Raw genomic sequence first — 12,122 nt, forward strand, 5'->3', positions numbered from 1 at the left:
AATTATGAAAATGACACAGATTGCCACAACTCCGACCAAACGTATAGGTATGGTATCCTTAGGGTGTCCGAAGGCGCTCGTCGATTCCGAACAAATCCTGACCCAGTTGCGTGCCGAAGGTTACGACACCGCCAAATCCTATGACGGCGCTGATCTGGTCATTGTCAACACCTGTGGCTTCATTGATGCCGCTGTGCAAGAATCGCTGGATGCGATTGGTGAGGCGCTGGCTGAAAACGGCAGGGTCATCGTGACTGGTTGCCTCGGTGCTAAAAAAGATGCTGACGGTAAGGACATGATACAGTCCATCCACCCCAAGGTACTGGAAGTAACTGGCCCGCATGCAGTCGGTGAGGTCATGGCGGCGGTGCACAAGCATCTGCCTAAACCACATGAGCCATTCATGGATCTGGTACCGCCACAAGGCGTCAAACTAACGCCCAAGCATTTTGCTTACCTCAAAATCTCTGAAGGCTGTAACCATCGCTGCAGTTTCTGCATCATCCCATCCATGCGTGGCGACCTGGTATCGCGTCCGATTGCTGATGTCATGATGGAAGCAGAAAACCTGTTCAAGGCAGACGTGAAAGAATTACTGGTGATTTCTCAGGACACCAGCGCCTATGGCGTGGATATCAAGTTCCGCATGGGCTTCTGGAATGGCAAGCCGGTCAAAACCCATATGACGCAACTGGTAGAAGCCTTGGGCGAGCTGGCCAAACAACATGATGCATGGGTACGACTGCATTATGTTTACCCTTATCCGCATGTCGATCAGATCATTCCTTTCATGAACAACGGCCATGTCCTGCCTTATCTGGATGTGCCTTTGCAACATGCTCACCCTGACGTGTTGAAACGCATGAAGCGTCCGGCAAGTGGTGAGAAAAATATCGAACGCATCAAGGCCTGGCGTGAAATGTGCCCGGAAATCACGATACGCTCTACTTTCATCGCTGGCTTCCCTGGTGAGACAGAAGAAGAGTTTGAATACCTGCTCGACTTCCTCAAAGAAGCGGAAATTGATCGTCTTGGCTGCTTTGCCTATTCGCCAGTTGAAGGCGCGACCGCCAATGAAATCGCCAATCAGTTGCCAGATGAGGTCCGTGAAGATCGCCGCCGCCGTGTCATGGAATTGCAGGAAGGTATATCCAAGAAGCGCCTGCAGGCCAAGATAGGTAAAACCATGCGCGTGCTGATCGATTCTCTCGACCGTAGCGGTGGTGTAGGCCGTAGTTCTGCTGATGCGCCCGAGATTGATGGTGTCGTCTATGTCAAGCCTCCTTTTGAGCCACATCGCAAACTCAAGGTCGGTGAATTCGTCGAAGTGAAAATTACTGCGGCTGATGCCCATGACTTGTGGGGCGAAGCTGTCTGATGCGATTTTTGCGTTTGGTTTTACTGCCGCTGACCCTGTTATCAGGGTTTGCCTCAGGGCTTACGGTCGAGGCTCAGGATAAAACTGAGCCGGCTTCTCCGGCAGCATCGCGTTTTGCTCCCATGGCCAATCCCTTTTTTGCCAGGGAAATTGAGTTCCAGGGCAAAATCGGCGATGACAAGATACGCATGCACTTGCAGCCAAAGACTGAAGACAGCGACAGTGTCGAGGGCTCTTATGTCGTGGCAGGTGGCAAGCGCAATCACGGTAAAAAGATTTTGCTGGCTGGCGAAGTCAGTGGCAACAAGCTCATTATGGAAGAGTCAGAAGATGGTGTAGATGTGTCCGGGCAGTGGGATGGTGAGCTCAAGGACAATGTCATACGCGGTATCTGGCAATCGGATGACGGTAAAGTCAGTAAAGAATTTGTGCTGGAATTGTTGCCAGCTCCAAAAATCAAAAAAGTCAAAACTTCTTCAGCTAAATAAAGTGCCAGGCCTGGTACTTTATTTATGCGCTTTCACAGAGCGATTGCAGGCGTGTAATGCGTCTGCAATATCTGGTCTGTAATGCTTGCTCCGTTCCAGTGCGATTTTTTATCAAATAAGTCCAAGATAAAATTCTTTGTGGCTCTTATTTGTTTGTACTTTAGTTAAGTCTCAAATGCTAAACTCCTGGCATTATTTTTTCCTGACTTCAAAAAATGCTTACCATAAGAAAATTCTACGCACTTGCTTTGCTGGCGGTTTCGTTTTCTCAATCTGTGCTTGCTGACAGCGCACCAAATCCTGCATCTTTTGCTACTTTTCGCAAGCAGTTCAAGACCCAGGTAAGCTATGAAGGTGACGATCGTCGCCCAGTAGGTAACTCGCCAGGCAGCCTATTTAAGGCAGTGCGCTATCCGTCAGAAGTCGGGACGCTCGCTGCCATGCTGACTCTAGATCCTAAAGATGGGAAGAAACATCCAGCCATTATCTGGATTACTGGCGGTGACAGTAATTCAATTGATGGAACAACTTTGTCCAGGGGTATGCCAAGATCAAATGATCAATCGGCTTTAGCTTATCAAAAAGCCGGCATTGTGATGATGTTCCCGACTTTGCGTGGTGGGAATGATAATCCAGGCAAGCATGAGGCTCACTTTGGTGAGATTGATGATGTACTGGCAGCAGCAGATTATCTGGCACAACAGCCATGGGTTGATCCGGCGCGAATTTATCTCGGTGGCCATAGTACTGGCGGCACTCTTGTATTGATGACGGCAGAAGTCAGTAAGCGATTCAGGGCGGTCTTTTCATTTGGTCCCGTAGCTAATCTTCGCTCGTATGGAAAATTGATGCCTGTCAATTTTGACAAAATGAACTATGCAGACCAGATAGCGCGTGCACCATATTACTGGCTGCCGTCAGTCCAAAGTCCTTTATTTATTATTGAAGGGGTGAGTGGGAATATCGATTCTCTGGAATTGATGCGCAGCAAATCCACCAATCCACATATTCAATTTCTGTCTGTTAAAGGTGCGTCGCATTTCACGATTTTGGCGCCAGGGAACGATCTTATTGCCAGGAAAATTTTGCTTGATGATGGCGCTGTCTGTAATATCAAGTTGATAGAAAATGAAATGATTAACGAGCTTTCGAAAAAATAAATCAGCTCATTTACTGCAGAGACTACTCTTTGGTGGCCTATGATCTACCAAGAAAAAAGACGCGTTAAGCGTCTTTTTTGCCATCATGGAATGATGTGCTGTATCTGCGCTAGTATGTGACGGATACAATGAATTCATTTTGAGTTGTTTGCGAATCGAAAATCAGGAATTAGCATGCCAGAAAATACAAAGCCAAAGTCAGGGTTCAATACCCGTATTATTCATAGTGAGTATATCTCGCCAGACGGCTTCGCTGCCTTTCCGGTAGCCATACATCATGCGTCCACAGTCTTGTTCGATAGTGTTGCAAGTATGCGTGAACGTAGTTGGCTGGATAAATCGACTTATACCTATGGCTTGCATGGTACCCCTACCAGTTTTACTCTGGAGGCCAGACTGACAGAGATAGAGAGGGGCGAGCATTGTCTGTTGACGCCCAGTGGCCTGGCGGCGATCACCTTGGTGAACATGGCCTTCCTGCTAAGCGGCGACCATGTACTAATACCGGATAATGTTTATGGCCCAAGCCGCGATCAGGCTGACTGGTTGTCGCGCAGCTTTGGTATCAATGTGAGTTACTACGATCCTTTAATCGGCGCTGACATCGCCGCTTTGATACAAGAAAACACCCGCCTGATCTGGCTGGAGGCACCAGGTTCGGTTTCTATGGAAGTGCCAGATGTGCCAGCTATTTGTGCAGCCGCCCATGCACGTGGGGTATTGGTGGCTCTGGATAATACCTGGTCGGCAGGGATCGCATTTGCAGCCTTTGAGCATGGTGTGGATATCATCATGCAGGCGCTGACTAAATATCAAAGTGGTGGCTCGGATGTCTTGATGGGGGCGGTTATTACCCGTGACAAAGAACTCAATAACCGTCTGCTATTGGCGCATATGCGGCTGGGTTTTGGGGTGGGTATGGATGATGTCTACCTGGTTTTGCGCAATCTGCCTACATTGCAACTGCGCTTTAATGCGCATGATCAAAGTGCCAGAAAGGTGGCTGCATGGCTGGCAAATCGTCCGGAAATCAGTAAGGTTTTGCACCCCGCATTACCAGATTGTCCGGGTCATGAGATCTGGCAGCGCGACTTTACGGGTGCTGGGGGCTTGTTTTCCGTGTTGTTTGATGCCAAGTATGGCGAAGAACAAACGGACCGCTTTGTCGATAGCCTGAAATTATTCAAATTGGGTTATAGCTGGGGTGGGGCGCATAGCTTGTGCGTGCCCTATCGTATGCAGCATATGCGTACCAAATGGTCGGAGCATGGGATTTTGGTGCGCTTTAATATAGGCCTGGAAGATGCGCAGGACCTGATTACCGATATAGAACAGGCTTTGGCTACACTGACTTGAAGGCTAAGGCTGCCATCTATACAGCTTTAGTCTTCAGATTTATTTACTTGCTGGCGCTGCTTGCGGCTGCATCAGATGCTGGGGTAGTTGTAGTGCTTGCTGACAGCATGCCTGCGTAGCCAGGCACAGAAAGAAAGACCAAAGAAAAAAGAGTGAATTTCCGAGAAAATTCACTCTTTTTCAATTCACCCCTGCGAGCAGGGATGAGTTTGCTTCTGTAGCTTAAGCTGCCAGCAATTGACGCAATACGAATGGCAAAATGCCGCCATGTTTGTAGTAGTCAACTTCGATAGGTGTGTCGATGCGCAACAAGACTTTAACGTCTTGTTTTTCACCGTTGGCACGGTTGATGACCAGAGTCACTTCTTGCTGTGGCTTGATTTCATCTTCTATGCCTTTCAGATCGAAAGATTCGTTGCCAGTAATGTGCAAAGTATCAACACTGTCAGTGCCGATAAATTGCAGTGGCAATACGCCCATGCCAACCAGGTTGGAGCGGTGAATGCGCTCAAAAGAACGGGCGATGACAGCTTTAACGCCCAGCAATTGTGTGCCTTTAGCTGCCCAGTCACGGGAGGAGCCTGTACCGTATTCTTCACCACCGAAGATCATGGTTGGTACGCCGTCAGCAACATATTTCATCGCTGCGTCATAGATCGCCATAGGTTCGCCAGTTGGCTGGAACAGGGTTTCGCCGCCTTCAACGCGGGAGCCATCTTCCTTGGCCGGGATCATGAGATTTTTGATGCGCACGTTGGCAAATGTGCCGCGCATCATGATTTCATGGTTACCACGACGTGAGCCGTAGGAGTTGAAATCGGCTTTCAGTACGCCGTTTTCTTTCAACCATTTACCTGCAGGGCTGGATTCTTTAATGGAACCGGCTGGGGAGATATGGTCAGTCGTGATGGAGTCGCCGAACACACCCAGTGCGCGTGCACCAGTGATGCCAGTTGCGGCTGCTTTTGGTTCCATCGTGAAGTCAGCAAAGAACGGTGGCTCAGCGATGTAAGTCGAGGTAGGCCAGTTGTAAACGTCGCCTTCGGCCACGCCTTTGATGTTTTCCCACAACTTGCCTGGGGCGCCTTTGACGTCTGCGTAGTTTTCCTTGAATGTTTTGGAATTCATCGCAAATTTCATCAGCTTGCTGATTTCTGCGCTGGTAGGCCAGATGTCGCCCAGGAAAATGTCCTTGCCTTTAACGCGGCCAACTGGCTCTGTCATCAGGTCGCGGGTCATGTTGCCAGCGATGGCGTAGGCAACTACCAAAGGAGGGGAGGCTAGGAAATTGGAGCGAATATTCGGGTGTATGCGTGCTTCAAAGTTACGGTTGCCAGACAAGATGGCAGATGCCACAACGTCGTTGGCAACAATTGCTTCATTCATTGCAGGTGTCAGGTCACCGGCATTACCGATACAGGTCGTGCAACCATACGCTGTGACGCCAAAACCCAGTTTTTCCAGGTAAGGCAAGAGGCCAGCTGCTTCTAGGTATTTAGTCACAACGCGTGAGCCAGGGGCCAGCGAAGTTTTGATATGTGGAGCAACTTTCAAACCCGCTTCAACTGCTTTTTTAGCCAGCAAGCCAGCAGCCAGCAAGACGCTAGGGTTGGATGTGTTGGTGCAGGAAGTGATCGCAGCGATCAGTACATCGCCGTTTTTGACGTTCACACCATCAGTATTGGTGTATACCGCATTGAGGTCTTCAGCCTTCTTGTTGAAACCATTTTCTGCTGTAGGCTTGGAGAACAGGTCTGCAAATGTCGATTTGACGTTGCCGATTTCGATTCGGTCTTGCGGACGCTTAGGGCCAGCCAGGGACGGTGCAACTGTAGACAGATCCAGAGAAATTTCTGTCGTGTAGTCAATCTCGCCAGCTTCAGGGATACCAAACATTTTCTGGGCTTTGAAATAGCCTTCGAATGCGTCGATTTCTGCCTTGGTGCGGCCTGTGCCTTTGAAGTAGTCTATGGTAGCTTCGTCGACTGGGAAGAAGCCCATCGTTGCGCCGTATTCCGGTGCCATGTTAGCGATGGTTGCGCGGTCTGTCAGGGACAGGGAGCGTGTGCCTACGCCGAAGAATTCAACAAACTTGCCAACAACCTTGGCTTTGCGCAGCAATTCAGTGATCGTCAATACCAGATCCGTCGCTGTACAACCTTCACGCAATGCGCCAGTCAGATTGACGCCGACGACGTCAGGTGTCAGGAAATAAACTGGCTGACCCAGCATGCCAGCTTCTGCTTCGATACCACCAACGCCCCAGCCTACGACACCAATACCATTGATCATGGTGGTGTGGGAATCTGTACCTACCAGTGTGTCAGGGTAGTAAACTTCATTTTTCTTGGCGTCTTTGGCTTTGTGTACGCCGCGTGCCAGGTATTCCAGGTTAACCTGGTGGACGATACCAAAACCTGGGGGAACCACGCCAAAAGTATCAAATGCCTGCATACCCCATTTCATGAACTGGTAACGCTCGTTATTGCGCTGGAATTCCAGTTTCATGTTCAGGTCCAGTGCTTTCTTTTCGCGGAAATGATCAATCTGTACAGAGTGATCCACCACCAGATCAACCGGAACCAGCGGTTCGATATTCTTTGGGTTTTTACCTTGTTTGGCAGCCACGTTACGCATGGCAGCCAGATCTGCCAGCAAAGGTACGCCGGTAAAATCTTGCAGGACGACGCGCGACACCACGAAAGGAATTTCGTCAGTACGGGCAGCTGTCGCACCCCAGTTCGCCAGTTGCTTGACGTGTTCTTCAGTAACTTTTTTGCCGTCGCAGTTACGCAGCACTGATTCCAGCACGATACGGATGGACACCGGCAGACGTGAGATTTTTATATCAAGATTTTTTTCCAGTGCAGGCAGGGAAAAGAACTTGCCTTTCTTGGTATCCGAAATTTTAAAATCTTTCAGGGTTTTGAATGCATCTTTGTACGCATTTTGGCTCATGGCTCTTCCTCTTATTTACGAAATCAACGATCAAAAAATAATTAAATCAGACGACGCACGCTCACTCATCTCAGCCAGTCTTAAGGCTGCAGTGAAATCCGGTATCGCTTGTTTTAAAATTAAAACTTATTTGGCTTGTGCCGCACTGCTATCCTTGCTATTCACTTCTGCCAGTGATGCTGCTTCGGTCTTGCATTCATTGGCCAATTGCTGGCCCTTATGTGAATCCAGTAATAAACCTTTGGCCGGAATGCCTATCCAGACCAGGCCAGCCTTGCGGTTTTCAAAGCGCACGGCACCTGTCGTGGTATCGACTTTGGTCAGACGGTATAAGCGTTTTTTCCAGCGCATGGCGACATGGTCAGCATCTTCGGGATTGGTGTACATGGTCAGAGAGTTGCCAAGTTCACATTTGTAGTCGAAATTATTATGCAGGGCCACGTCCGGTTCCGGTTCGTCATCTTCTTTGTTCGCCTGCGCAGCGGCAGGTTTAGCCGCCTTTGCTGTGGATTTGGTTTTGCTGCGTGGTGCTTCCACTGCATTGGCATTGCTTGCAAGGATGGCGCATGCTGCAAATGCCAGGCTGATAAAAGAAAGTAATTTCATGGTGTCTCCTAGAGTAACTCTTGTGCTGCTGCCGGTAATGCGATTTGCCCTGACTGGGCTCGTCTTAAAATTGTCCAATAATAGCGGTAACTGGCTCTGTCATGTAGCTGTCCTTGCCATTGTATTGGTCCCCATGCCTGTTTTTTTGCCTGGGTCAGGATGTCGATGGCATCCTGGATGTGGTTTTCGCTGGGTGAAAATGCCTGGATGACAGGCCGTATCTGGTCTGGATGTATGCTCCACATGCGTGTGTAGCCGCACTCGCTGGCTGCGCGATGTGCGTCATTGGCCACGACGCTGGTGTCTTTGATCTCGGTGGTAACATTGTGCGAGGCCACTTTGCCATAGCGATGGCAGGCCGCAGCAATTTCTAGCTTGGCCCGCAAGACCAGGGGATGGCTGAACTGGCCAGGCGAGCGCATCGCCGATGCGGGTATGGCGCCAAAATGGGAGGATACAAAATCCATCAAACCAAATGAAAGGCATTCTACCTGGGGCAGGGCGGCAATTTGCTGCACTTCTGCCAGTGCACCATGGGTTTCTATCAAGACGTGTACTGGTATCAGTCGGCCGTCAGTTCTTTTACCAAAATGACTAATGCGCCGGAGTGCGGTTTGCAATTCGGCGACATTGTTTATTTTGGGTAAAACCACATAGGCGAGTTTGTCTGCACTTGCTGGCAGTATGATTTCCAGGTCTTGCTCAAATGCGGGGTGATGTACATCATGCACTCGCACGCCAAGGCGTTGATAATGATTGTCCGTGCTGTTCACTAAACTAGTGACCAGGTTTGCATGATGGCTCTCATTGCCAGCGGCTGCGCCGTCTTCGCAATCGAGAGTGATGTCAAAAACTCCACCTAGTTCCTGTTGTAGCGCAATCGATTTGCGCATCAATTTTTCAGATCCTGCGTAATGGTCGCAGACCGGCAATATAACCGGTTCAATTTGATCCTGAAAAAGTACTGTAGATGGGTGCATTACTTAAAATATCATCGTGAACCAAGACAGGTTCCAGCGAATGCCAGAACCTGCCCTCTGACCTGATTAACCTACCAGGTGTTTGACGCCATCACGCTCTTCTTGCAATTCTTTGAGAGTGACGTTGATGCGTTCACGGGAGAACTCATCGATTTCCAGACCTTGAACAATAGTGTATTCGCCGTTTTCCGTTGTTACAGGGAAGCCGAACATGGTGCCTTCAGGGATGCCATAAGAGCCATCGGAAGGGATGCCCATGGTTGTCCATTTGCCGTTTGTGCCCAGCAACCAGTCACGTACGTGGTCGATTGCTGCGTTCGCTGCAGATGCTGCAGAAGACAGGCCGCGTGCTTCGATAATTGCTGCGCCGCGTTTGCCAACTGTAGGCAGGAATACATCCTTGTTCCAGACTTGATCATTGATCAGGTCTTTGACGGATGCGCCGTCAACAGTCGCGAAGCGATAGTCAGCGTACATGGTTGGGGAGTGATTGCCCCATACGCACAGTTTTTCAACTGCAGCAACTGGCTTGCCAACTTTGGCAGCCACTTGAGACAAGGCGCGGTTGTGATCCAGGCGCAGCATTGCCGTGAAGTTTTTCGCTGGCAGGGAAGGTGCCGATTTCATGGCGATGTAAGCATTGGTATTGGCTGGGTTGCCAACGACCAGAACTTTAACATTGCGGGATGCTACTGCATCCAGTGCCTTGCCTTGTACAGTGAAAATCTGTGCATTGGCTTCCAGCAGATCTTTACGTTCCATGCCTGGGCCACGTGGGCGTGCGCCGACCAGCAAGGCTACATCAATATCTTTAAACGCTGTCATTGGATCGCTGTGAGCGGACATGCCGGCCAACAGTGGGAATGCGCAGTCGTCTATTTCCATCATTACGCCTTTCAGCGCTTTCTGGGCTTTTTCGTCAGGAATTTCTAACAATTGCAGAATCACTGGCTGGTCTTTGCCCAGCATGTCGCCATTGGCGATACGGAACAGAAGGGAATAGCCAATTTGGCCTGCGGCGCCGGTAACAGCTACGCGCATAGGGGATTTCGCCATGATGCATCTCCGAAGTGGTGTGAAAACGATGTTCAAACAATTGCAGCGACTGATAAGCCGACGCTATGTAAAACACTTAATGATACCGTTGAAAGCGCTGTCAGTCAGCCAAAATCCGCTGCAAACATGTTTTCGTCCTTTACATTGAAAGCGTTCGAACTATATTGCTTGGTATGACAGCTGTGTGACAGATTGCTGGTTGGTGCTGGTTAAATGCTGGCGCCAACTATTTGTACGGGAGTGTAGGTCGTGCCGGGCTAAGTGTCAATCAATATCTTATGTCTTATATAAGACATATCACTTAGTTTTTGTTCTGGACGTGACGGGTGGTTTTGTGGTGAAATTGCAGTCTATGAACGCTATCATACCAACCGCAAATAATTCGCCCGCTGTGCCGACTACTCCAGGTGCTGGGGTTGGTGCTTCGTCTTTGAGTGCGTCGCCCACTTTCAGTCCATTATATCAACAGATAAAATCTTTGATTACCCAGAGCCTGCAGTCCGGCGAGTGGAAGCCGGGGGAGTTGATCCCCAGCGAGATGGAGTTGGCTGGACGCTTTAAAGTCAGTCAGGGTACGGTGCGTAAGGCGATTGATGAGTTGTCGGCAGAAAACCTGGTCGTGCGCAGGCAAGGGAAGGGGACTTTTGTCGCCACCCACCATGAAGCACGTTCGCAATTTCGTTTTTTGCGGTTAGCGCCTGATGAGGGTGTGCCGCATTATCCCGAGAATCGCATCATTGAAGTCAAGCGCATGCGTGCGCCTGCAGAAGTGGCGCGCTTGCTGGATATTAAATCGGGTGACTCGGTCGTCTTTATTCGTCGCGTGCAGTCTTTTTCTGGTGTGCCTACCATTCTGGATGATTTATGGTTGCCAGGTGCTATCTTTAAAGGCTTGACTGCCGAGCGCTTGAATGAATACAAGGGGCCTATGTATGGCCTGTTTGAAAGCGAATTTGGTACGCACATGATAAGAGCGTCCGAGCAAATCCGTGCAGTGTGCGCTGATGATGCGGTTGCCGGCCTGCTGAGTGTGAATGTGGGTGCGCCTTTGCTCAACGTTGAACGTGTTTCCTTTACTTATGGCGACAAGCCAGTCGAGTTGCGTCGTGGCTTGTATCTGACGGTGAATCACCATTACAGGAATGAATTAAGCTAAATCAATCATACTGCGACCGATGTTGTTGCTATGTTTTTTAGCGTGTCCTGACCTTGTGACGTGTGTTTGCGTGCTCTGCACCCGCAGAGCTTTAGGTTTAAGATAGCGATATTTTGTAAATTGCACCGATTTTAGTTGGTGCAATGCACCAAAATGAGCGAAAATTGCAAGGTTTATGTACAGACTAGTTAATGGGGAGATTATTTATGTCTGAAGTAGTAAAAGCCAAGCCGCGCTTTGGTGTCATGCGCTTGATAGATGCGACCGGATACCGGTTGCCGCTAGCAGGCTTCGTTTCCATCTTGCACCGGGTAAGTGGAATGTTGATGTTTTTGTTGTTGCCATTCATCCTTTATCTGCTTGATAAGAGTTTGACCTCGGAAGCAACTTTCGCTGAATTGCAGGCATTGACATCTGGCGTTTTCGTCAAGTTGATTATTCTGGCTTTGTCATGGGCATATCTGCACCATTTCTGCGCTGGTATTCGTCATTTGGCCATGGATCTGCACTATGGTCTGGACAAGGATCGTGCACGCAAGTCAGCAGTGGGTGTGTTGGCGATCAGCCTTGTGCTGGCAGCATTGATAGCCTTGAAATTGTTCGGAGTATTCTAAATGGCAAATAATAATATTGGACCCAAGCGTCTGGTCGTGGGAGCAAGTTACGGTTTGCGTGACTGGCTGGCGCAACGTGTCACTGCCATCATCATGGCGCTGTACACCGTTATTTTGCTGGGTCTGTTTTTGACGGGTACCAACTTCACTCAGGCTGGCTGGGCGGGCATATTTGCCATGCAATGGTTCAAGCTGGCGACTTTCTCTGTCGTCATCTGCCTGTTGTATCACGCCTGGGTTGGTATGCGTGATATCTGGATGGATTATGTGACGCACAGCGTATTGCTGCGTCTGGTATTTCAAGTTGCCACAATTGTGTGGTTGATTGCTTGTGCTGGCTATGCTGCACAGATTTTGTGGAGAGTATAAA

At 49.4% G+C, this 12,122-nt stretch carries 11 protein-coding genes; 7 read left to right on the forward strand and 4 right to left on the reverse strand.

Going from position 1 to position 12,122, the window contains the following annotated elements:
* Window positions 1–4: 4 nt before the first annotated feature.
* The 4 genes from rimO (at window position 5) to ACO0LF_RS03865 (ending at window position 4,382) form a co-directional block, all read left to right on the forward strand.
* Window positions 5–1,378 carry a 30S ribosomal protein S12 methylthiotransferase RimO gene (gene rimO / locus ACO0LF_RS03850; RefSeq protein ID WP_423012057.1) on the forward strand — a complete coding sequence of 458 codons (1,374 nt, stop codon included), beginning with the start codon at window positions 5–7 and terminating at the stop codon, window positions 1,376–1,378.
* Window positions 1,378–1,866 (forward strand): hypothetical protein, encoded by a 489-nt coding sequence (locus tag ACO0LF_RS03855; protein WP_423012059.1) that lies wholly within the window; start codon window positions 1,378–1,380, stop codon window positions 1,864–1,866. Before rimO ends, ACO0LF_RS03855 begins: the two co-directional genes overlap by 1 nt.
* A 215-nt stretch (window positions 1,867–2,081) precedes the next feature.
* Window positions 2,082–3,026 (forward strand): alpha/beta hydrolase family protein, encoded by a 945-nt coding sequence (locus ACO0LF_RS03860; protein ID WP_423012061.1) that lies wholly within the window; start codon window positions 2,082–2,084, stop codon window positions 3,024–3,026.
* Between the two features lie 174 nt (window positions 3,027–3,200).
* Window positions 3,201–4,382, forward strand: a complete 1,182-nt coding sequence (locus ACO0LF_RS03865) for a cystathionine beta-lyase (RefSeq protein ID WP_423012063.1) — start codon at window positions 3,201–3,203, stop codon at window positions 4,380–4,382.
* A 222-nt stretch (window positions 4,383–4,604) separates the two neighbouring features.
* Here ACO0LF_RS03865 and acnA read toward each other — a convergent pair whose 3' ends face one another.
* From acnA to ACO0LF_RS03885, 4 genes are all read right to left on the reverse strand, one after another.
* Window positions 4,605–7,340, reverse strand: coding sequence for an aconitate hydratase AcnA (gene acnA, locus ACO0LF_RS03870; RefSeq protein ID WP_423012065.1), 2,736 nt, complete (start codon window positions 7,338–7,340; stop codon window positions 4,605–4,607).
* 126 nt (window positions 7,341–7,466) lie between these two features.
* On the reverse strand, window positions 7,467–7,946 hold the full coding sequence (locus ACO0LF_RS03875) for a hypothetical protein (protein WP_423012067.1): 480 nt from the start codon (window positions 7,944–7,946) through the stop codon (window positions 7,467–7,469).
* An 8-nt stretch (window positions 7,947–7,954) separates the two neighbouring features.
* Window positions 7,955–8,926: an HpcH/HpaI aldolase/citrate lyase family protein gene (locus tag ACO0LF_RS03880; RefSeq protein ID WP_423012069.1), complete on the reverse strand. Its 972-nt coding sequence runs from the start codon at window positions 8,924–8,926 to the stop codon at window positions 7,955–7,957.
* A gap of 66 nt (window positions 8,927–8,992) precedes the next feature.
* The gene (locus ACO0LF_RS03885; RefSeq protein ID WP_423012071.1) at window positions 8,993–9,982 is read right to left on the reverse strand and encodes a malate dehydrogenase; all 990 of its coding nucleotides are present in this window, start codon (window positions 9,980–9,982) and stop codon (window positions 8,993–8,995) included.
* Between the two features lie 352 nt (window positions 9,983–10,334).
* Here ACO0LF_RS03885 and ACO0LF_RS03890 point away from each other — a divergent pair, with 352 nt between their 5' ends.
* The 3 genes from ACO0LF_RS03890 (at window position 10,335) to sdhD (ending at window position 12,121) form a co-directional block, all read left to right on the forward strand.
* On the forward strand, window positions 10,335–11,138 hold the full coding sequence (locus ACO0LF_RS03890; RefSeq protein WP_423012073.1) for a GntR family transcriptional regulator: 804 nt from the start codon (window positions 10,335–10,337) through the stop codon (window positions 11,136–11,138).
* Between the two features lie 206 nt (window positions 11,139–11,344).
* A complete protein-coding gene (sdhC, locus tag ACO0LF_RS03895; RefSeq protein WP_423012075.1) occupies window positions 11,345–11,752 on the forward strand; it encodes a succinate dehydrogenase, cytochrome b556 subunit in 408 nt (135 codons plus the stop codon).
* The gene (sdhD, locus tag ACO0LF_RS03900; protein WP_423012077.1) at window positions 11,753–12,121 is read left to right on the forward strand and encodes a succinate dehydrogenase, hydrophobic membrane anchor protein; all 369 of its coding nucleotides are present in this window, start codon (window positions 11,753–11,755) and stop codon (window positions 12,119–12,121) included.
* Window position 12,122: the final 1 nt, after the last annotated feature.

The organism is Undibacterium sp. Di27W, assembly GCF_049340345.1.
In the GTDB taxonomy this organism is placed as follows: domain Bacteria; phylum Pseudomonadota; class Gammaproteobacteria; order Burkholderiales; family Burkholderiaceae_D; genus Undibacterium.

What these genes read in the sequence shown, in the direction of transcription:
- rimO (WP_423012057.1), top strand. Translation starts at nt 5, where the DNA reads ATGAAAATGACACAGATTGCCACAACTCCGACCAAACGTATAGGTATG.
- ACO0LF_RS03855 (WP_423012059.1), top strand. Translation starts at nt 1,378, where the DNA reads ATGCGATTTTTGCGTTTGGTTTTACTGCCGCTGACCCTGTTATCAGGG.
- ACO0LF_RS03860 (WP_423012061.1), top strand. Translation starts at nt 2,082, where the DNA reads ATGCTTACCATAAGAAAATTCTACGCACTTGCTTTGCTGGCGGTTTCG.
- ACO0LF_RS03865 (WP_423012063.1), top strand. Translation starts at nt 3,201, where the DNA reads ATGCCAGAAAATACAAAGCCAAAGTCAGGGTTCAATACCCGTATTATT.
- acnA (WP_423012065.1), bottom strand. Translation starts at nt 7,340, where the DNA reads ATGAGCCAAAATGCGTACAAAGATGCATTCAAAACCCTGAAAGATTTT.
- ACO0LF_RS03875 (WP_423012067.1), bottom strand. Translation starts at nt 7,946, where the DNA reads ATGAAATTACTTTCTTTTATCAGCCTGGCATTTGCAGCATGCGCCATC.
- ACO0LF_RS03880 (WP_423012069.1), bottom strand. Translation starts at nt 8,926, where the DNA reads ATGCACCCATCTACAGTACTTTTTCAGGATCAAATTGAACCGGTTATA.
- ACO0LF_RS03885 (WP_423012071.1), bottom strand. Translation starts at nt 9,982, where the DNA reads ATGGCGAAATCCCCTATGCGCGTAGCTGTTACCGGCGCCGCAGGCCAA.
- ACO0LF_RS03890 (WP_423012073.1), top strand. Translation starts at nt 10,335, where the DNA reads ATGAACGCTATCATACCAACCGCAAATAATTCGCCCGCTGTGCCGACT.
- sdhC (WP_423012075.1), top strand. Translation starts at nt 11,345, where the DNA reads ATGTCTGAAGTAGTAAAAGCCAAGCCGCGCTTTGGTGTCATGCGCTTG.
- sdhD (WP_423012077.1), top strand. Translation starts at nt 11,753, where the DNA reads ATGGCAAATAATAATATTGGACCCAAGCGTCTGGTCGTGGGAGCAAGT.